We start from the raw sequence: 20,460 nt of genomic DNA, 5'->3' as shown, positions 1-20,460 counted from the left end.
GCGCAACTTCAAAACTGACGCATCGGGTTAGGAAGGAAATGATGACTCACGCAATGACTGATTCGATCGGCAGCTCGCTAACGGGTCAGTGCGTCGGCCAGGTGCAGCGTTTCATTGACCAGCAACTCGACTCGAGACTGGATGTTTTCATCGGCCAGTTGGTTGCCTTCGAACGACTCGCCGGTGGCGTATAGAAAACGGGGCACGATCAGGCAACGAAAGTCCAGCATCAGGCTATTGGCCAGTCCCATGGCGCTCATGTAGCTACCGCTGCCACCGGCAGCCAGCATCAAGCCGACGATTTTTCCCGTCCATTTTTTGCCGGTCAATTCCACGGCATTCTTGATCGCTGCATTGACGTCAAAGTTATAAACCGGCGACGCGATCAAGATGGCATCGGCCGATTCGATCAATTTGCCGAGTTGGACGACGTTGTCCGCAGCGTAGGCGGCGGCACCGTCGCAAAACGGCAGCGGCGTCTGGGCCAAGTCGAACCACTGGACTTCGCGATCGAGTGAAATCAGGTAATCGCGACAGGCTGCCGCAAGGATACGGCTGCGGCTGCCCGGGTTCAGGCTAGCGCTCAAGACCAGGATCATAGGGCGAAGTCGGCAAAAGAGGAGAGGCGGGTGACTTCGCGATGTTAGATCAGATCACCTGTTAGCAGCAACCCGACAGGTCGTCGCTGTCCATTCCCAAACGGTGTTTGAGCGCGTTGAATTTGTCAAAGTAGGCTTCACTGCTGCTGTGGACATGTTCGGCTTCGGTGATGAATTTGATCGATTCATCGGGGTAGACGTCTGACATGATCAGCGTTTGTTCGAACTGTTCGAGCGGGCGTCCATAGATGACGAGCAGTTTATGTTCGTCCAATTGGACTTCCTGGCGACGTTCGGGATTGATCACCGCGATGCCGGTGCAACCGTCGTTGAGCAACAGGTCTTCGTGGTCCAGCAGGATGCTTTTCAGGACGGGGACGTCGATGTGTTCCCGGTACAGGTCCAATTGATGTGACGAGGCGTGGTGACTGGTTTCCAGCACGACGTCGACGACGGGACCCAGGTTGTCGATCAGATCTAGCAGCAGATCCATCACCCGGTGCCGAGTCGTGGCGGCCATGATCACCGGCGTGCGGGCTTGGCTGCTGTCGTCGACGTATTCGTCAAATCGAAATCCCTGACGCGGTATGACCTGCAGGTCATACGACGGCCGAATCGCGTCGGTCAGTTCGAACGCACCATAGGAGTTGATTCCCATGTGAGTTTGCAGTTCATCTTCAGTCAACGCTTCGAAGCTTCCAGGCGTGAAGACAGATCCAGTGTCTTCCGAAGGTGTGTTGCGAAGGATGCGTTTCAAAAAGCCCATATCAGGCGGTCCGGTTCTAGATCACAAGGATTGATTTTGGGGGGAGTGCAGGTTCAACGCGAACGGTCCGTTCGCCTCGATCTACAGCCAACGCTAGGTCACGTCGCAGGCCGGGCGCAGGGATTCACCAAGCCGGAAATCCGGCCCATCGATTTCCCACAGGCATGTTCGCGCCAGTCGCGATAATCCGAACGACCGCGCCAGACGGGCTCCTGCCGGTGAGTGATGCGCGTTGCAAAAAAACAACACGATGTGCCGTTTTTGCCCTGCATTGCCGGTCGCCGTCGCCCTTTGTTAATGCCGCGGTATACTTGCGAGATGCCAGCCGCCCGGTTGCGGTTGGCCGATTCAAGTGACCAACCCCTCAAGAAATGCATTGAACTCGCGGCGCATGGATACTGTGGCTCGATCGAATCTTCACCGACCCTGGGCGTTGCCCGGCATCCTGACGCTATCGCTATCCCTGGCGATCGCCGGTTGCAACGACTTGATTCCTCCACGGCCACCGATCGGTCCGCCCAGTGAGCCCGAGACTCAGGCTGAAAATGTGCCCCAGCCAACGGAACCGCAGATTGATGCGACACCCGAACCGTTTGCCGGCGAGTGGGATGCGGCTTACATCCACCGCTTGGCGGGAGAAGTCGTTGGGTTTTCTGAAGTGCGGATCGATTCACGTCTCGATCCGGCGATGCTCATCACCGGCAAAACCAATGTGCAGCTGCACAAATTGGAACGATTGATTTTTCAAACCGGCCGCATCCAGTTCGTTCGGCGAATTGAAGTCGATAGTGTGGAGACGACCGAAGGCGAGCTGGAACGTTTTGACGTGGAGGTGCAAACCGGCCCGATCACGTCAACTATCCGAGCCAATCGCCGACAAAAGGTTCTGACGGTGCAAACCGATAGCAACGGTGAAAAGAAAAGTTTGAAACTGGATTGGCCCGAAACGGCACGGGGCTTGTTAGCCATCGAAAAAACATTGCGACGGCGAAAGATTCAAAAAGGTGAAACAAGACGGCTGCAGGTCATGCTGCCGTCCTACACCGCCCTCGGGGTGATCGAGCTGAGTTGTAAAGGGCCCGCTTCGGTTGCCCTGATGGAGGGCGGCTACCAGATGTTAGACGAGGTCGAAGTCAGCTTGTTTGATCAGGACCAGGTGGTCGACCAATGGGTGCTGTGGGTCGACGAAAAAGGCATGATCGAAAAAACACTGCGACCCGAATTGCGTTTAGAGTCGTTTCGTACCGACCGTGTGACCGCGCTAAAGCAATTGGATGAACGAGATGAACGCGAAGTCCGCGTCAGCGTGGCGGGGACGCTGCGTGCCGATGCGGTGCCGACCCAAGTCGGGTTCACGATCTCCGGTCAAGTCGCGGCGATGACGAAGAAAAACCAATCGACCGAAGCCAGTGACGTCGGAGCCAGTGACGTCGAAAGCAGTGAAACAACAGAGGGCACTGACAGCAGATCGGAATCGAACTTGCCGCTGTTTGCGCCAGCGGTCGCCCGCCAAGCGGTCCGCCAGCTTGGCGATCAGGTTCAGGTATTGGTCTCGGCCGATGGCGAGTTTCCCGAGGGGTTCATTGCTGCTTCCGCCCCAGGCTCGGTCGACTCAGACTCGGTCGACCCCACCGGCGGTGATCCTGTCCCTCGCGATCCTGTCGGCACTCAGCCCAGCCTGCTGATTGATTCCCAGCATCCTGCGGTGGCCCGGATGGCGCAAGCCGTTGGCGAGCTGCCACCGATGGAACTGGTACAGGAACTGACGCGCGCCGTACGGAATGATTTGTCATTGGCGCCACAGGCAGACATGATAAAGGCCTCTGCCGTGATCCGTGCCCGGCGGGGCGGCGATCTGGATCATGCCATCGTTTTGGCGGCGTTGCTGCGGCAACGCAAGATCCCGGCACGGGTTGTGTTTGGACTCTCGCCGGTGCAATCAACGCTGGTCCATCCAACACTGGATCGTTCGAAAACGCATGTCGCGATGAAGCTGACCGGATGGGTGGTCGCGGCGGTCCAGGGCAACTGGATTTCGATCGACCCGATGACGTCACAATTCAATCGTGCCGACCAGCTCTGTCTGCTGCAACCGGCCGACGACGCCGATTTCCAAGCCGAATTCGTCACTGTTTTTCGGCAGGTGGCTGAACTGACTATCGGGATTCGCGGCGCGCTCTACAAGTCCGACGATTGACGCGCCGCCAAATGGATTGCCACCGCTTGAAGCAATGGATCGATCGTCTGGGATTGGATCGTATGGGGCGGGTTCCAATCGAACCACTGAAATGATTCGTGTTCGGTCAATCGCGGCGTGACAGCCGACTCGATTTCACCGATCAAGTACAGGACCTGTTTCTCGAACACCTGACCGGGATTTCGTTTGTAGGTCACGTCATAGCGGAGCTCGAATCGGAAATCCGGATCGATCGTGATGGCGTCGGCTGAAATCCCGGTTTCCTCTTCGGTTTCACGCCGCGCCGTTTCCACCATCGATTCACCCGATTCGCAGTGGCCTTTCGGCAAATCCCAGCGATCGGTATGTCGCATCAATAAAAACTGAACCGGTTTTTGGCGGGTCAGCAGCAGAATACCGGCAGCCTGACGGAGCGGTTTTGGGGAGGGTTCTGACATCAGGGGCGATCGGCAGTTTATCTTGGCGGTAGGGAGATCCGAGCGGCGGCGCCCGGCACATTCAAACATTGAGCAAGCCATGAAAATTTACACGCGAACCGGCGACGCCGGCAGCACAGGCCTATTTGGTGGGCCGCGGGTGTCCAAAGATGATGTACGGATCGAGGCCTATGGGACGGTCGACGAATTGAACGCCGCACTGGGATGTGTGCGTGCCGCCGGAGCGGCGGCCGGCGTCGACGCGGCGCTGGACCAGCAGATCGCACAAATTCAGCACGAGCTGTTTTCGATCGGCGCCGAATTGGCGACACCCGACCCGGACGCCCATGATTTACGGGTCATCGGGACCGGCCACGTCGCCCGGATCGAGGATTGGATCGACCAGCATGAAAGCGGGCTGGAACCGCTCAAGCAGTTTATCTTGCCCGGGGGGGCCCATGCGGCATCGATTCTGCATCTGGCCCGAGCGATTTGTCGCCGCGCCGAGCGGCGGGTGGTGACGTTAGCGGATCAGGAGGGCGTTGAGATTTCCGATGCCGTGATCGTCTATCTGAATCGTTTGAGTGACTATTTGTTTGTGCTCAGCCGCGAAATGAACTCCCAGGCCGGAATTGCAGACGTGCCTTGGAAACGACCGGAATAGAACGGCCCTGCAGCGGCGAATCGTATTTGATCGTTTGCGCCCGCTAGAAGTGGCTTACCCGGCGAGTGTACAATGCGTCTTAGATCGTGTGGGCCGTGTCCTGACGGCCCAAATTCAGAATCATGGCTCCAGTTTCCAGCCGTATCGTTTGAGGCATAAACGTGAAAAAAGTTGAAGGCATTGTTCGGCACTTCAAATTGGAAGATGTCAAAAACGCATTGACGGATCAGGGGATCCACGGGATGACCGTTAGCGAGGTTCGCGGATTCGGTCGGCAAAAAGGACACACCGAGATTTATCGTGGGACGGAGTACGCCATCGATTTTGTTCCCAAGGTCAAAATCGAAGTGATTTGTACCGACGAGAACTTGCAAACCGTGATCGATACGATTTTGCAAACGGCCCAAACCGGTCAGATCGGTGACGGCAAGATCTTTGTGACCAACCTGGAAGATTCGATTCGAATCCGGACAGGAGAGCGCGGCGAGGACGCGCTGTAGTTGTCGCTGCGGCAGCTCCATTCATCATTCAGAGACGCAGTGGTGCGTCTTGCCGGTCCACTGAAGACACCTTGATGCGAGTGAATTTGATCCGGCAATTCGACGACAGGCGGCGCAGCACATAATGGTTGGACCATCGCTTTCGGAAGTGGTGTTGCGCGGTCGCGATCGTCTGAAACAGGGGCGCGAGCAATGCCGTCGGCAACACGCCGCGGGTTCCCGTGGGACTCAGGTCTCGACGCTGGTCAGTGATCTGTACGATGATCTGGTGCTGGAGGTTTGGAACCAAGCCTGTCTGGAACATTTCGGCGGCGAAACCCCCGCCGGAATCGCACTGGTGGCCCACGGTGGATTCGGGCGTCGTGACCTGGCACCATATTCCGACGCCGATTTGATGCTGATCGTCCGTGGTCGTTCGACCGCGGCGGCAGAGAAAATTGCTCAAGCATTGACGCGTGATCTGGTCGACATCGGATTGGAAGTCGGGTTCGCGATGCGCACCCCGCGCGAGGCATGCGCACTGTCATGGTCCGATCCGGTCATCTTCACCTCGTTGACCGAGTCTCGGTTCCTGGCCGGCAGTTACCATGTTTTCAAACGATTCTTTCGTTCGCTGCGGCACGGAGCGCTGCGGCGCAGTGGCGCGCTGATTCGTGATTTGATCGAAGCACGCCGCGAAGAACGCAATAAATGGGGCGACACGAACTATCTGCTCAGCCCCAATCTAAAAAAATCACGCGGCGGTTTGCGTGACATTCAAATGATTCGCTGGATCGGATTCGCCCGCTATGGCGAAGTCGATTTGGAGCGATTGCTGAAACTGGGGGCGTTGTCCGATGAAGACTATCGGATGATTCGCAAGGCCTATGAATTCTTGATTCGGCTGCGCAACGAATTGCACTTTCGCGCCAATCGTGCCCGCGATGTGTTGGACCGACCGACACAGATGGCGATCGCACAGGACTGGGGGTACCAAGGCAAACAGGGCGTGTTGCCGGTCGAACAATTCATGCAGGAATTTTTCGACGTGACGCGCGACGTCCGCTACGCCGCTCGGTTTTTTGCCGATGACAATCGCCGTCGCCCGATCATCGGTCGACTGGTCGAATGGGCGCGTTCGACGCGGATCGGTGACGACATTTTGATGGGCCCGACACACATCTGGGTTCATGCATCGCATCTGGATCAATTCGCAACGAGTTTGCCACGCGTGCTGCGGTTCATGAGTTTGGCCAATCATCACAGCCTGCGAATCGGACACCACACCTGGCAGACGATTCGCACGGCGATGCAGGAACGCCCGCCAACGCCGCCCGACGCCGAGTCGATCGGTGCGTTTCTGTCGCTGCTCAGCCGCGGCGGGCGATTGGGGCCGTTGCTGGGGCGACTGCATGAGCTGCGGATCTTGGAACAACTGATTCCCGAGTTCAAACGGGCACGCGGGTTGTTGCAGTTCAACGCCTATCACAAATACACCGTCGATGCGCACTGCATCCGCGCCGTCGAAGCTGCCACGGATTTTGCCGATGATCCGTCCGCGATGGGACGCCGCTATCGGCGGTTGAAAGACAAGACACTGTTGCACTTGGCGCTGCTGATTCACGATCTGGGTAAGGGTTACGAGGAAGACCACTCGATCGTCGGGGCGCGGATCGCACGCAACGTCGGCGAGCGATTGGATTTGGATCCCAACAGCATCGAAATCTTGGAATGGTTGATCCTGAAACACCTGGCCGTCAACACCGTCGCCTTTCGACACGATTTGAACGATCCCGAAATCGTGCTGTCGTTTGCAAAAGAAGTGGGGTCGATTCGCCGGCTGGAATTGTTGATTGTTCATTCGGTCGCTGATTTGGCAGCGGTCGGACCGGGCGTGCTGACCGATTGGAAAATGAAACTGATCGAGGACCTTTATCTGCGCACCCGTCAGTACTTTGAAACCGGAGACCTGCAGGCGGACCAGGAGGAGATCGGCGACGAGATCCGACAGCAGGTGCTGGCCCATCTGCACGAACAGCCGGCCGAAGCAAGCAGTCGAAAGTTATTGCAACAGGTCCCGTTGTCGATGCTGCTGCGGGAAAAGCCGGAGGAATTGGCCGAGCAGTTGATCGAGGTCGGCAATGCACTGGACGCCGGTGAACAATCATTGTGCGTGCATCAGTACGATCCGATTCCATCGGCGATGCGGTATGTCGTGATCCACCGCCAAGGCAATCGTCGGGTCGGAATCTTTGCCCGGGTGACCGGAGCATTCATGTCCTGTGGGATCAGTATCTTGCGGGCCGAGATTGTCACTTTGGATGATATCGTTTGGGATGAATTTTGGGTCTTGGATCCGGACTATCCCGATCAACCGCCCCCGGAACGAATCAAAAAGGTGACCGAGCGTGTCAAGTATTTATTGGACACGCCCGACGCTCCGCTGCCGGCCAGTCGCAAGACCTGGTCTGTCGGTCAGAGCCGAGAATCGGAAGCCGTGTATGTGCTGCCGACCAAAGTCGACTTTGACAATGAGACGTTGGATCGCTTCACCATCGTGTCTCTGTTTGCCTACGACCAATCCGGCCTGTTGCACCGGATTGCATCGGCCCTCTCCGAGCTGAACTTGGTCTTGCACTTCGCCAAAATTGACACGCACTTGGACCAGGTTGCCGACGTGTTCTATGTGACCGAAGAAGACGGACGGCAATTAGAAGACGATCAGCGGCAGGAGCAAGTTCGTCGAGCGCTGTTGGATGTCGTTTCAGTTGATGATGACGATTGATACTTCGGGGTTTTGAAGCCAGCGCTTTCGCGTGCGGCATAGGTTTTTGGTAACCCGATGCGTCAGCGAGGGATCCCGTTAACACCCTAAATCCCTCGCTCACGCTTCGGGTTGCCGTAAAAGCGCTGGCTTCAAAACTCACGCGTCGGGTTGCGATCAGAACGCAACGTCTAGACTCGCATGGCTTGCCCCGGGTGTCGGTTGTGCGGATTAGTCAAAGCGAATGCAGCAGGCACTCGGTACGGACTGGTTAATACGGAGGCGTTGTCGCGGTCGCAAACTCGCCTGACCAGCGTATCAAATGTTTTTTTTCATCCCTGATTTGCTTTCATTGCGTTGCGCGGGAAAGATTACAGTGACAGGCATGGACGCCGCGTTCTCGAGGACGCATCCGCGAAATGCCGATCGTCCCCCTCTAGCTAATTCATGGATGTGAACAATGCGTAAACGCAACTTCTTTCGTCGCTGTGCCGCTCTGGCGCTGATTGTCGGCTCGATCAACCTGGTCACCACCGCTGAAGCCAAGAATGATTTCGAGGCATTGCTGGCGGATGTTAATTTCGGCGGCGGTACGGCCGCTGTTGAGCAAACCGGTGCTGCTTTAGAACAGCCCCCCGCTGCGGTTCCAATGTCGATGCCTCCGATGCACGACGAAACCACCGTGGCTCCGCTGCCGCCGACGGCAGACTACGACGGCACTCAGTACGCTGGCACTAGCGATTGCGGAACTTGTAACAACGGCAATTGTGGCGGGCACTGCGGTGGTCACTGTGGGTCCAAAGGTTGTTCGTTGTTGAAGGAAGGGTACTGCCAACCGTACACCCCGCCTCAGCTGCCGACGTCAACGTTCTACCAGTACTGGCGGTCCAATGCGTGCAACACGCACGTTTGGGACGGTTTCCGCAACCGTTGTCGTTCGAATATCGATCTGTCGATTCACCACAAACCGTCGCTCGGCTGCAAAGGCGGACTGTGCGGAAATGGTCATTGCAACGGCGGTTGTGCGAGCGGCTGTGCGTCGGGAGTTGCCGATAGCTGTGGCCCGTTGCCAGCGGAATGGTGTGGCGACAAAGCCTGTGACAGTTGCGACGGTCAGTAACTCGACTGCGACTCATTCTGTTTCAACTTCCGTGTCGCCCCTCCCACGCTGAACTTGAAACGCTTCACAACACCGTTTGCGCGACTCGCGCAAGCGGTGTTGTCGTTTGCTAGCAAAGCGTTTTATCAGCGCGAAGAAAAAAATCAGACGATGCGGCGAAACCGCTACAGGTCACACGGTGCCGCTGCCGATACTACCTGTACCATGGATTGGGAGGGTGGAACGATCGGTGCCATCGTTCCAGCACTGATGGGCCATGGTGAGGCAGGGAGGGCTTCACCATGGCCCTTCTCCTATCCACGGGGCAATGGGAACCACAGCAGAAACCGCCCGGTTCAACGAACCGGGCGGTTTTTGTATTGATACCCGGGGACAGACCTCAATCGCGTGGGGTTTGCGATCGATGACTCTCGCGAGTGGAACGACTGCCCCTTGCCGTTGGGCTCTGTCCCCCGTTTTCGGTCGACCGTGCGTGGGAGACGTCGGAGGAGCAATGACAGAAAAATTGGGGGCAGAAAAATTGGGAAGATTGCAATCGGCGGCGAATTGGGTGGGATCAACGTGGCCCAGACCGCTGGCCTTTCCAGACGCTCCGAACTCGCAGCACTGAAATTTTTCTGCCCGCCATTTTTCTGTCAAACCACCAGCCCCTGCTGCCGACCAATCGAATCAGATCGGCGGTGGTTTGCTTTCAGGCATCTGGCCAGATGTTTATTGGTTTTGCTAGGCGAACAGTTGATTGATCACGTTGCCATCGCGAACCAAGGTGATGGGACGACCGGTGTTGCTGTCGTATTCCAGCGTGGGGTCGATCCCCAGGTTGTGATAGAAACTTGCGGCGACGTCGTCCGGCGAGATGCCTTCGTGACGCGGTCCCGATGCAGTGTCGTCACTTTCACCGATCACCTGACCCCCACGGACTCCACCGCCGGCCATCAGCATGAACATGCAACGTGGGTAGTGGTCGCGTCCGCCTTCGCTGGATCGACTATTGATTTTCGGCGTGCGTCCGAATTCGCCGGTGACATAGACGGCGGTCGATTCCAGCAATCCACGCTGTTGCAAACCGGTCAACAAACCACTCAGGCCGGCGTCCAGTTTGGGCAAGTTATTGTCTTTGAGCTTGCTGAAGTTGTCGGTGTGCGTGTCCCAGCCACCGAGTTGCACGGTGACAAAGCGGACGCCCGATTCGACCAGTCGCAATGCCAGCAGACAGCTTTGGCCGAACGACTCTTCGCCGAACTGGCGGGCAAAACTCTCCGGTTCCTTGCTGATGTCAAACGCCTCGCGAGCCCGTGACGACGTGATCATCGAATAGGCTTGCTGGCCGAATTGGTCCAGGCCGTCCAACAGTTGATCGTTCTTTTCCAGGCTGGTGAATCGACGATCCAGCTTGTTCAGCAGCGATTGTCGTCGTTTGACTTCATCGATCCCAATTCCGCCGGGCAGCGAGATGCCGCGGACGTTAAAGGTTTGGCCAAAATTGGGTTGGGCGTTTGTTTCCAGGGGCGAGTAGCGGATGCCTAGGAACCCGGGACCCTGGCTGGCTTTGGGGACTGCGACGGCGTTGGGGATGTCACGGTCGGAGGGCCGTTCTTTGGAAACCACAGCGGCATAGCTGGGGTATTCCAGGGCCGGGATCGGTTTGCTGCCGGTGTTGACGTATTCCTGTCCCAAGCGGTGTGCGGCCAAGGTATGGCTGACGCCACGCAAGATCACAAACTTGTCCATACAGGACGCCAGTTTCGGCAGGTGTTCGGAGATCTGGATCCCCGGGACGTTTGTCGAAATGGGGTTGAAGGTCCCGCGGTGGGTATCGGGTGCGTCGGGTTTCAAATCAAACGTGTCGATGTGTGATGGACCGCCCGGCAGTTCGATAAAGATCGCTCGTTGGGCATGACCGGGGGCGACTTGTCCGGCCGCGGCCAATCGATTGTATCCCGACAGCGTCAACCCACCGGCGGCGAGTGTGCCGACCTTCAGCAGGTCACGTCGTCGAAGTCCATCACAGGTTTTGTGCAGTTTCATCGAGTGTTATCCAATCGGAGCAGGGGGGATGTTTTGTTTGACGGGGGAAGGTGTGTGCTAGTGACTGATGATGAATTCTTTGGTGTTGACCAAGGCCCACATCAGCCCTTCGATGCCATCGCTGGGGGAGTCGGATTCGTTGATGTAGGTCATCGCGATTTCCGATTCGCTATCATCGGGATACCGACAAAGCGTTCGCAAATAGGCTTGATCGACGATCCGTTCCAGGCCGGGTTTGTCGCTGGCGGGATCCGCGTTGCCGTTCTTGGCGCGGCGTTTATTCGAGGTTACCGGTTCCAGTTCATTCCACGAATTGGGATCCGCGACGAGTGAGGCGAACGTCGGGACATTAAACTCATCGGCGATCCGCTGGGTGGCTTTGTCGAATTGTTGTTCGGCTTTTTCACGCTGTTTGTCTTGGCGTGCGGCGGGTTGTTTGGCGAACTGTTTGATACGGTTGACCAGTTGTTTACGCAGCGCATCTGCGGCACGTTGCTTGGCGTTTGCTTTGGGATCTTGGCCCGCGTTTGGCGCCGCGACACCTAAATCTTTACAGGCTTCGGCAACCCAGCCGTCGCGATCGGCGATCCGTTTGTACATTTCAAAATCGTTCCGCAGATAAATCGATTGCAACAAACTGGGCGCGTCGCTGCGGTCGCAGTCGCAATTGGTTTCTCGAATTGATTGGCCAAATACATCGAGTGCGAAATTAGATTGGTTGCGTTGCCGTGGCTTGCCATCAGCGATCGCCATTTCATCCAGTTCACTTCGAAGCTGATTGGCTTTTTCGGTTGAACCGGTCGCCAGTGCGACCATGTCAAACACGACTTCGGCCGGCAGTCGGCGGGGGATGTGCCGCGCAAAATTTGTGCGATCCAAAGCGTTGCTGGCGTTGGTCGCCGCGCTGCGTTGATAGGCGTCGCTGAGTGTGATTTCGCGGTGCAACCATTTCAGATCAAAATCATGGCGGATAAACTCCACGGCCAAATGATCCAGTAGGGCAGCGTTGCTTGGCGGATTGGCCAAGTTCATGTCGTCGGTGGGATCAACGATTCCGATGCCGAAATAGTTGCTCCACACTCGGTTGACGATGGCTTTGGCAAAATACGGATTGGATTCATCACGCAACCAGTCCATCAATGCCGGACGTGGGTCTTCGGAAAGTTCCAGTTCCTGTTCGATCCCCAGGATCTTGCCCGTGGGGACACGAACCGGCGGCAGCTTGTTGCCTTTTTTCTTGGCCGCTGCACGCTGCTTCTTGGCTTTGTCGCTGATGCCACGTGTGTTCACATACAGCTCACCAAACGGCACCACGACACCGGTCTCGGCGGCTTTATAGATCGCTCGACGCAGTTCACCGCCATTTAGTTTCTTGCCGCCGGTTAGTTTCTCCATCAGTTCATCGCGAGTCTCTTTTGATTCCGGAGAGACTTGATTGGCGTTGCCCGATCGGATCGGAGCAAACAATTTGGAAAAATCGTCAAAGTCCTGTTTGGACCATTGGTCGAACGGGTGTTTATGGCATTGGGCGCATTCGATTCGCACACCCAAGAACGTGTATGCGAAACCGATCGCCCGCTCTTCTGGTTTTTGAAAGTTGCGGCGTGACCAAAACAGTGGCATGCCATCGCGTTGTGCGAATCGATCCAAATCACCGTTACAAGCCAACGTCATTTCGCGGCAGTAGTCCAGATAGCTCTCGTCGGTTTGACGCGTGTTGGCGGTGACAATGCCTTCGATGATCTGGTCGTAGGGCGTATTGTTTTCGAGCCGACTGCGCAACCATTGGAACCACAGCTTGGTGCCCACGTTTCGCACCGGCAGCACGTTGTTTAGCTGTTCGGCATTGTTGCCCGTCCAGTCGCTTAGGCGGGTGGCCCACCATGCCGCGTAGGCAGGTGATTCCAGCAGTTCATTGATCAGTTGTTCGCGTTTGTCCGTGGCATTGTCTGCGAGAAAGGCTTCGACTCGTTCGGTCGACGGTAGCACACCGGTGATATCTAGCGCTGCCCGACGCACAAATGCAGCGTCGGTGCAGAGACCCGAGGGAGTGATGCCCAGTTTGTCCAGTTTCTGTTGGATCAAAACGTCGATCGGTTGAGTCGGCGTGGTGTCGGCCACCGATTGTTGGGCGTCGAACTTAGAGGGGCTCAGCGGTTGCAGGACGGGAACCGGGGCCACTGCGTTGTCGTAGTAGACGATGACGTGCGTGTCGCCGGTGTCACCGGAGCGAACCAAGCCGGTTTCGTCGATCGCGGCGATCGAATCATCGTTGCTGCTAAAGCGACAAAGTGGCGTGACGTCTTCCACGCTACCGTCGGCCCAATGAGCGATCACGGTCAATGAGACCTGATCGGCGTCAGTTGCAAAACGAATTTCGGCGGGTTGGATTTCTAATTTTTCCAGTGACTGTGTCTGCCCCTGTTTGAAAGCTGCACCGGCAGCGATCCAATTTCGCAGCACACGGTATTGCCATTGGCCTTTCTCAAATCGTTTACCACCCTCGTGCATGTCGGCATCGGTGGGTTTGGCCAGAATCAAACTTTCATCTACGTCATCGACATCCACACGGCCGGTGTTTTCCGCCATCAGGGCTTGGTGGTCTGCCGAAAAGTCATAGCCGAACAGGGACAATTGAAAATCGCCCCGCCCTTGAAACGATCCATGACAGGCTCGGCCGTTGCACCCCAATCGCCCCAACAGCGGCATCACATGTTTTTGAAAGTCGGGGACTTCTTTCGCACTGTCAGCGGCGTAGCGTGACGAGATCGGTGGCGCGGGCAGCACTGTGTCACCGGCCGATTGGTCCGTCCGAATCGGTGACACCGGTTCGGCCAAGACCACTTTGGGATTGAGAATTGGCACAGCGGCAATCGCAAGACAGCAGGCCAAGAGGCGGGTTGAGAGCTGTTTCATCGAATCTTCAGTGCGGTGGGAATGGGGAGCGGTCGAGTCGGGCAAGGTGACAGGAGGGTTTATCGTTTCCGTGACATTAATCATCGCCGGGCGGTGGCAATGGTTTGCGGCCCGATTTGCGCAGGTAGGTTTGAAAGGCTTTGTCGATGTTCGGTTGCAGTTGGGACTGTTTGACCTGCAGACGTTCTTTGGCGGCGTCGAACTGTTCTTGCATTTTGCCAAGTCTGGATTCGATCAGTCCTAATTCGTAACGGGCGCGTGCCAATTCGGCGTGTTCAAATCGTTTGGTCGCCTCACGCAGCGATTGTCGATCTTTGTCGTTGTCACGGACCTTTAGTTTGGCGATCAACAGGTTGATGGCGGACTGCGCCTTGATGATTTGAACTTCTAATTCAAACGATTGCTCGCCACGTTTTTCTGCGGCCTGCAACCGGCGGCTTGATTTTGCCAGATTGCGAATCGCCATCTCGTACTGCCGCGGTTCTTTTTCTCGCAGTTGGTCCAGTAAGACTTTGATGTCTGGAAGGTGTTGTTGAACCATCTGCAACACGCCTCGTTCCAGGTCCTCGTCGAGCGAGGGCCGAGGTGTCTTGCGATCCGTTTGGGGCGTTGCCGTGGTTGGACCGTTGTTGGATCCGTTCTTGTTGGCCGGCGGTTTGATCTCCAACGCATCGACCGGGGAGGTCGCGAGAACCAAAGCGATCAGTGCCAGAAGGGTCAACGAGTGTTTAACCATCATGCGTGTCGGCTCCCTGGAAAGCGGCTTCGACAGCGACGACCATCCAGTCCAAGCTGCCATCGGATTCGTTTTCGTCGGGCAAGACGACGTGGTCGTCACTATCGACCAGTGTTTCGATGGAATCGTTTTGGGTTGCATCCCAATCAATTGCGGGATGAACCCAAGTGCGCGCCAATTGCAATTCGAACGCAGGAGTCACCGGTTGGGCGTCATCGGACTGGGCCATCATCCCAGCTGGCCGCGATATCGACCAACCATAGCCGATGGCGACCAATACAGTCGCCGCCAAAGCGGCCGCCCAGAGTGCAGCCGAGCGAGAGTGGCGGTGTGATCGATGCGGTTCGTCGGCGGGGCAGGGCAGGGCGGATGGTGCCCGCGGGGTCGGGGCGCTGGTTGACAGTTCCAACAGCAACTGGCTTTCCCGTTGCAGAGCGTCACTGACCGCCGGATCACCGAGATGGGATTCAAAGGTCTGGATTTCTCCAGCGGTCATATCACCCAGCAAATAATCCAGACAGCGCTGACGCAATGCGTCGCGATTGTCGGCAGGTTCGCTGGGATTCGAGGGAGCGTTCATGATCGTGAGTTTCGTTCGTTGTCGTCTGAGTCGCTGTCGTCGTCGAGTTCACTGCGGAGCTGTTGCATTGCGCGGCGCATTCGCGTCAGCACGGTTCCAAGCGGTAGTTGCATTTGGTCGGCGATCGCCTGGAATGTGTACCCGTCGTGAAGACGCAGGCAAACGATCTGGCGGGAATCGGGCGGCAATTGCGACAAGGCCATTTCAACGCGTTGCAGAGCTTCTTGGGTTTCCAGTTGGGTGGCACAGTCGGTGTCGATGGCGTAGGTGCTGCTGGCATGTTTCTCCAGCACGCGGTCGGTCGTTGATTTCGTTCGCCACCACAGGGCGGCTTGGTTGGCGGCCACTCGAAACAGCCAGGCACGGCGGGCTGCGAGAGGGATTTTGGATTGGTTTTTCAGCATCGCAACCATCACGGTTTGCAAACAATCCTCCACGTCGGCTGCTTGTGGCAGTTTTCCGGCGAGAAATTTTCGCAGTCCCGATTCGGTCTGTTGGAACAACTCCCGCCAGTGATCGTCGTCCCGATTTTCCCTGTTGGGGGACATTGTCCCGCCATTGGGCTCGCGATTCGGATTGTTTTCGGGCGGTCGCTTAGGGGGACCGCATCCGTCTTGTTGGTGTTCAGAGGGGGGATCGCCGCTGTCGGCCGATGATTTGCTCATTTTTTCCGATGCCGCAATGTTCATTGCGCACCGTTGCCGATTTATTTCAGGTCACTGGTAAAAGAAATGAATTTTCTTTGATTGCCATCAAAAACGCCTCTCGCCCCACTGCCGAAACCGGGCCAAGCGGGCGAAGATGTAGCTTAGCCGAACGCCGACAGACACGCGGGAGAGAACATGGCAGAGAAATCAGACGACATCTGGATCGGATTTGATCTGGGCGGGACAAAAATGTTGGCGATCGCCTACGACGATCAATGGAATGGGCTCGGTCGCCGCCGGCGCAAAACGCGCGGCCGCGAGGGCAGTGACAATGGGATCGCACGGATCGGATCGACCATTGAACGCTTGTTGGACGAAAACGATCTGGTCGGAAAAAAAATTCGCGGCATCGGGATTGGCTGTCCGGGCCCCATTGATCTCAATAAAGGTCGGATTTTAACCACGCCCAATTTGGGCTGGGATGACGTTGACGTCGGCGACTTTCTGAAGAAAAAGTTCAACTGTCCGGTCGTCGTGCTCAACGATGTCGATGCCGGATTGTACGGCGAATACCAATTTGGCGTCGCCAAGGATTCTCGCTGTGCGGTGGGGATTTTTCCTGGCACCGGCATCGGCGGAGCCTGTGTTTATGAAGGCACGATTTTGCAGGGCGCTGGTATCAGTTGCATGGAAATCGGTCACACGCGAATCAGCAGCAATTCACGCAGCAGCGGAATTGACATGCCGGGAACGCTGGAGGCAGAGGCGAGTCGATTGGCGATTGCCGCCGAGGCCGCCAAGGCCGCGTTTCGTGGTGACGCACCGGTGCTGGAAAAACAGGTCGGGACCGATTTGGCCGACATCCGCAGTGGCGCGTTGGCCGATTCAATCAAAGGCGGCGACAAAGCGGTGCAGCGGTTGGTCGAACAAGCGGCGGAGTCCATCGGGATCAGCGTGGTGAACGTGATTCACATGCTGTGCCCGGACACCATTGTGTTGGGCGGCGGATTGGTCGAGGCGATGGAGGATTTGATCGTCGGGACGGTCACCAGGACGGCGCGCAAGAATGTGATGAGCGTCTACAAGGACCGCTTCAAAGTGGTGGCCGCGAAACTGGGCGACGACGCCGGGGTGCAGGGCGCCGCCGCATGGGCCAAATTCAAGATCGGTGATTAAACGCGATCGATGTAGCGGTTGACGACGGCTTCGAGCATCTCTTGTCGTCCGCTGACGTTCGGCGTGACTTCGCCCTTTTCCAGCATGTATTTTTCCAAGTCGCTGAAGTTCACTTCGCCGGCTTCGATCTTGGCACCGATCCCGCTGTCAAAGCTGCTGTAGCGTTGGCTGACGAAGTCTTCCAAGGCGTTGTCGGCTCGAATCGCCGCAGCAATCTTCAGCCCTTTGGCGTAGGCGTCCATCGATCCGACGTGAGCATAAAACAGGTCGATCGGTTCAAACGATTCACGTCGTACTTTGGCGTCAAAGTTCACTCCGCCGCTGCCGAGTCCACCATGTTTGAGGATGTAATACATCATCTGTGTGGTCAGGTAATAATCGGTGGCGAATTGGTCGGTGTCCCAGCCCAACAGCATGTCACCGGTGTTGGCGTCGATGCTGCCGAGTGCCCCTTGGGCGCCGGCGTAATCGATTTCATGCATCATCGTGTGACCGGCCAACGTGGCGTGGTTGGTTTCCAAGTTCAACTTGAAATGATCGGTCAGGTCATAGGCACGCAGGAAATTCATGCACGCCGCAGCGTCGCTATCGTACTGGTGCTTGGTCGGCTCTTTCGGTTTGGGTTCGATCAAGAACTGGCCGGTGAACCCGATTTCTTTGGCGTAGTCCACCGCCATGTGAAAGAACTTGGCCAGGTGGTCGAGTTCCCGTTTCATGTCGGTGTTGTAAAGGTTCTGGTAGCCTTCGCGGCCGCCCCAGAACACATAGTTTTCACCGCCAAGTCGATGGGTGACTTCCATCGCCTTTTTGACTTGTGCCGCTGCGTAAGCGAACACGTCGGCATTGCAGGTCGTCGCCGCACCGTGCATGAAGCGCGGGTTGGAGAACATGTTGGCGGTGCCCCACAGTAATTTGACGCCGGTCTGTTGCTGCTGTTCTGCCAAGACATCGGCAACGGCATCCAAATTGGCGTTGGATTCGGCCAACGAAGCTCCCTCGGGGGCGACGTCGCGATCGTGGAACGCGTAATAAGGGGCCTGTAGTTTTTCGAACAGTTCAAACGCGGCGCGGGCCCGATTCTGAGCATTTTCGACCGATTCGCTGCCGTCGTCCCAAGGCCGGACAGCGGTTCCCGGACCAAACGGATCGCTGCCGGTTCCCCGAAAGGTGTGCCAATAGACGATGGAGAATCGGAAATGTTCCTTCATCGTCTTGCCCTCGACCAATTCGTCGGGGTTGTACCAACGAAACGCAAGCGGATTGTCGCTCTGGGGGCCTTCGTATTGGACGGTGGAGATTTCGGGAAAAGCAGCCATGTTGATGGTTCAGGGGGATTGAGGATCGTGAGCGGGGAACGAGCGTTCCACTTCGACAACGTCGTTCGCTGAAACACGAGACGTTGGACGGCACTAGTTTTCAGATCTGGCGGTTGTCAAACAACCGGCAATCGGCCGAAGTTGAAACGCACACTCATTCGGCCGGGAAAGGATCTCAATGAAATGGCAAGGAATTATTGTTCCGCCGATCCTGCGCTGCTGGCACTGCCGTTGGATTTGCTGGCGAGCGCCGCTTTGTATTGGGCGATCGCCTGCTTGCGCTCGGCTAGCTTTTGACGTTTTTCGTCGTCACTGAGTTGTGCCCACTGCTCGGGCGACGGAGTTCGGACTTTCGCTGCGAATTCGGCTTTGCGTTCGGCGGTCCAGTACGAGGCGGTGCTGTCGGCTGTGATGGCCTGGACCAAATCGAGCGGCAAGCTGGCATTGGCAGCGTCCTGTGCAGTGGCGGTCGGTTGCGGTTGGCCGGTATCTGGTTGCGGTGCGGTTTCAGGTTCGGGCAGATCCAGCAGCGTTTCTTCATCGGGCCGGGCCAGTATCGCCCAGCGATGCAGCATGCCGAAACGATCGCTTTCGGAGCAGCGGATGGTCAGTTGCCAAACGCCCTGGATGGATTTGCCATTGAAAACGGCCAGACCGGGGCCGTGTTTGACCAGGCCTTCGGGTTGGTAGGATCCCTCGAACGGTGGCCGGCCTTTGGTGATCGGCCTTTCGGCTTGGTCATCGAAGACTGTCTTTTCAAAGTGATCATCGCGTCCGCCGACGCCGGAAAACAACTCGATGCGCGTGCCGTCCGGGCCGGTCAGATAGCCGTCCAAGCTGGAGACGTTGGTGTGTGTGATGGTCAGTTTGACGTTCAGGTCGGCGACCAAGAAGGCTTCCTCGATCTCAATTTCCGAGACGATGGTTTTTCGCGGCGGCAACATTTCCGCTTCATGATTTTCAAAGCTTCCGCCCATCATCGATTTGGACGCCATCACTTCGGCCGCTTGTAACAGTCCGTCTTGGTTGCTGTCCAAAGCGACAAACTCAGCGACTTTGGCGTCGGACAATTCGGTTGCAAACTCCGTCAGTTCGATTTGTTGGTCCCGATTGGTATCCAGTTCATAGAACCAGCTGGGCAACCCATCGACCAGGTCGCCGGTCTGGTCTTGCAGATTTTTGAAGTACGCGAACAGTTCCTCACGCGAGAGTTCGCCATTTTGATCGGCATCAATGGCGCCGGTGGGAATGCCTAATTCGGTCGTCTCGGAAAACTCCAGGCGTCCGTTGCGGTTGGCATCAAACCGCCCCAAGATGCTGGCGGTCAACCAATAGCGGTCACCGCCGGATCGCCACCAATCACTGCGGCCGCGACCACGGTCATCATCATCATCATCGGAGTCGGTGGGGCGGATCCCGTTTCCGGTCCTTCGCGCCCGCTGGATCAATTCGTCCGAATCGTCGCTCAGCATCCGCCGGCGGGCATAGCGCTGGGCCAACTCAAGTCGACTCAGCCGATCGTCTTTGTTGAAATCCATGCTGAACGGATCGCGATGGCTCCAGCGTCCGCGGCTGGCTTCGCGGCGATCCATGTATCCGTCGCGATTTCGGTCGTAGCGGCGCAGTGTGTCATCGGCTTCGTCCAAGTCGTCTGGCGTGTAGGGATACTTGACTTCCGCCAGTCCAAATTCGGGCACCATCGGTTGGTCATCGTCGGGCCGAAAGGATTTGAGCGCGCGATCCGAACTGACGTCGATCCGAGTTCCGGCGACGCCGTTTTGCATGGCGTAGTAGATCCTCGCCGCTTCCTGCCATTTTTCGATGTCGTTGGATCGATCCAGTGACATCCGCCGGGCATCGGCCACGCGTTCCAAATAGGGCCGAGCCAGCGGTGTGATTTCATCGGGTTCGATCGAGCCGTTTTGGTTGCGGTCGAGCAATTCCAGCGAGTCGCGCAGTCCTGATTGGGCGGAGGCGGTGTTGGGTGTTGCGCAGCCGATGGCAAGGCCGCTGACAACGGACAACAAGAACACGAATTGAGAGATCTGGATCATGG

The 20,460-nt window shown here is 56.9% G+C and carries 16 protein-coding genes; 6 read left to right on the top strand and 10 right to left on the bottom strand.

Annotated features, from left to right (window positions below; genetic code table 11):
- Window positions 1–77: 77 nt before the first annotated feature.
- Window positions 78–587, bottom strand: coding sequence for an NADPH-dependent FMN reductase (locus tag NHH03_RS21000; protein WP_253159328.1), 510 nt, complete (start codon window positions 585–587; stop codon window positions 78–80).
- Window positions 588–660: 73 nt separating this feature from the next.
- Complete coding sequence (locus NHH03_RS20995; RefSeq protein ID WP_253159326.1) at window positions 661–1,365, bottom strand: hypothetical protein; 705 nt, start codon at window positions 1,363–1,365, stop codon at window positions 661–663.
- A gap of 391 nt (window positions 1,366–1,756) precedes the next feature.
- Between NHH03_RS20995 and NHH03_RS20990 the strand changes: the two genes are divergently transcribed.
- Window positions 1,757–3,562 (top strand): transglutaminase-like domain-containing protein, encoded by a 1,806-nt coding sequence (locus NHH03_RS20990; RefSeq protein WP_253159324.1) that lies wholly within the window; start codon window positions 1,757–1,759, stop codon window positions 3,560–3,562.
- On the opposite strand, the gene NHH03_RS20985 is transcribed toward NHH03_RS20990, so the two are convergent.
- Entirely contained in the window at window positions 3,544–3,999 is a 456-nt protein-coding gene (locus NHH03_RS20985; RefSeq protein WP_253159322.1) for an NUDIX domain-containing protein, read from the bottom strand. The genes NHH03_RS20990 and NHH03_RS20985 overlap by 19 nt on opposite strands.
- 79 nt (window positions 4,000–4,078) lie before the next feature.
- Between NHH03_RS20985 and NHH03_RS20980 the strand changes: the two genes are divergently transcribed.
- The 4 genes from NHH03_RS20980 to NHH03_RS20965 all read left to right on the top strand — a co-directional run bounded on the left by NHH03_RS20980 (window position 4,079) and on the right by NHH03_RS20965 (window position 9,005).
- Window positions 4,079–4,642: a cob(I)yrinic acid a,c-diamide adenosyltransferase gene (locus NHH03_RS20980; protein ID WP_253159320.1), complete on the top strand. Its 564-nt coding sequence runs from the start codon at window positions 4,079–4,081 to the stop codon at window positions 4,640–4,642.
- Window positions 4,643–4,803: 161 nt separating this feature from the next.
- Window positions 4,804–5,142, top strand: coding sequence for a P-II family nitrogen regulator (locus NHH03_RS20975; RefSeq protein ID WP_253159318.1), 339 nt, complete (start codon window positions 4,804–4,806; stop codon window positions 5,140–5,142).
- Window positions 5,143–5,266: 124 nt separating this feature from the next.
- Window positions 5,267–7,906: a [protein-PII] uridylyltransferase gene (gene glnD / locus NHH03_RS20970; protein WP_253159316.1), complete on the top strand. Its 2,640-nt coding sequence runs from the start codon at window positions 5,267–5,269 to the stop codon at window positions 7,904–7,906.
- A 439-nt stretch (window positions 7,907–8,345) separates the two neighbouring features.
- Window positions 8,346–9,005, top strand: a complete 660-nt coding sequence (locus NHH03_RS20965) for a hypothetical protein (RefSeq protein ID WP_253159314.1) — start codon at window positions 8,346–8,348, stop codon at window positions 9,003–9,005.
- Between the two features lie 723 nt (window positions 9,006–9,728).
- Here the strand turns inward: NHH03_RS20965 and NHH03_RS20960 are convergent.
- The 5 genes from NHH03_RS20960 to NHH03_RS20940 form a co-directional block, all read right to left on the bottom strand.
- On the bottom strand, window positions 9,729–11,033 hold the full coding sequence (locus NHH03_RS20960) for a DUF1501 domain-containing protein (protein ID WP_253159312.1): 1,305 nt from the start codon (window positions 11,031–11,033) through the stop codon (window positions 9,729–9,731).
- A 57-nt stretch (window positions 11,034–11,090) separates the two neighbouring features.
- The gene (locus NHH03_RS20955) at window positions 11,091–13,949 is read right to left on the bottom strand and encodes a DUF1549 and DUF1553 domain-containing protein (RefSeq protein WP_253159310.1); all 2,859 of its coding nucleotides are present in this window, start codon (window positions 13,947–13,949) and stop codon (window positions 11,091–11,093) included.
- 76 nt (window positions 13,950–14,025) lie between these two features.
- Window positions 14,026–14,688: a hypothetical protein gene (locus NHH03_RS20950; RefSeq protein WP_253159308.1), complete on the bottom strand. Its 663-nt coding sequence runs from the start codon at window positions 14,686–14,688 to the stop codon at window positions 14,026–14,028.
- Window positions 14,678–15,265, bottom strand: coding sequence for a hypothetical protein (locus NHH03_RS20945; protein WP_253159306.1), 588 nt, complete (start codon window positions 15,263–15,265; stop codon window positions 14,678–14,680). The genes NHH03_RS20950 and NHH03_RS20945 overlap by 11 nt, the downstream gene beginning before the upstream one ends.
- Entirely contained in the window at window positions 15,262–15,930 is a 669-nt protein-coding gene (locus NHH03_RS20940; RefSeq protein WP_253159304.1) for an RNA polymerase sigma factor, read from the bottom strand. The genes NHH03_RS20945 and NHH03_RS20940 overlap by 4 nt, the downstream gene beginning before the upstream one ends.
- Before the next feature lie 177 nt (window positions 15,931–16,107).
- Here NHH03_RS20940 and NHH03_RS20935 point away from each other — a divergent pair, with 177 nt between their 5' ends.
- Complete coding sequence (locus tag NHH03_RS20935) at window positions 16,108–17,088, top strand: ROK family protein (protein WP_253159302.1); 981 nt, start codon at window positions 16,108–16,110, stop codon at window positions 17,086–17,088.
- Here the strand turns inward: NHH03_RS20935 and xylA are convergent.
- Together xylA and NHH03_RS20925 are read right to left on the bottom strand one after the other, a co-directional pair.
- Window positions 17,085–18,404, bottom strand: coding sequence for a xylose isomerase (gene xylA / locus NHH03_RS20930; RefSeq protein WP_253159300.1), 1,320 nt, complete (start codon window positions 18,402–18,404; stop codon window positions 17,085–17,087). The genes NHH03_RS20935 and xylA overlap by 4 nt on opposite strands.
- A 194-nt stretch (window positions 18,405–18,598) precedes the next feature.
- The gene (locus NHH03_RS20925) at window positions 18,599–20,458 is read right to left on the bottom strand and encodes a proprotein convertase P-domain-containing protein (RefSeq protein ID WP_253159299.1); all 1,860 of its coding nucleotides are present in this window, start codon (window positions 20,456–20,458) and stop codon (window positions 18,599–18,601) included.
- Window positions 20,459–20,460 lie beyond the last annotated feature (2 nt).

The sequence above is a fragment of the Stieleria tagensis genome (assembly GCF_024129865.1).
Lineage (GTDB): Bacteria > Planctomycetota > Planctomycetia > Pirellulales > Pirellulaceae > Stieleria > Stieleria tagensis.
This window is presented reverse-complemented; position numbering and strand designations above follow the sequence as displayed.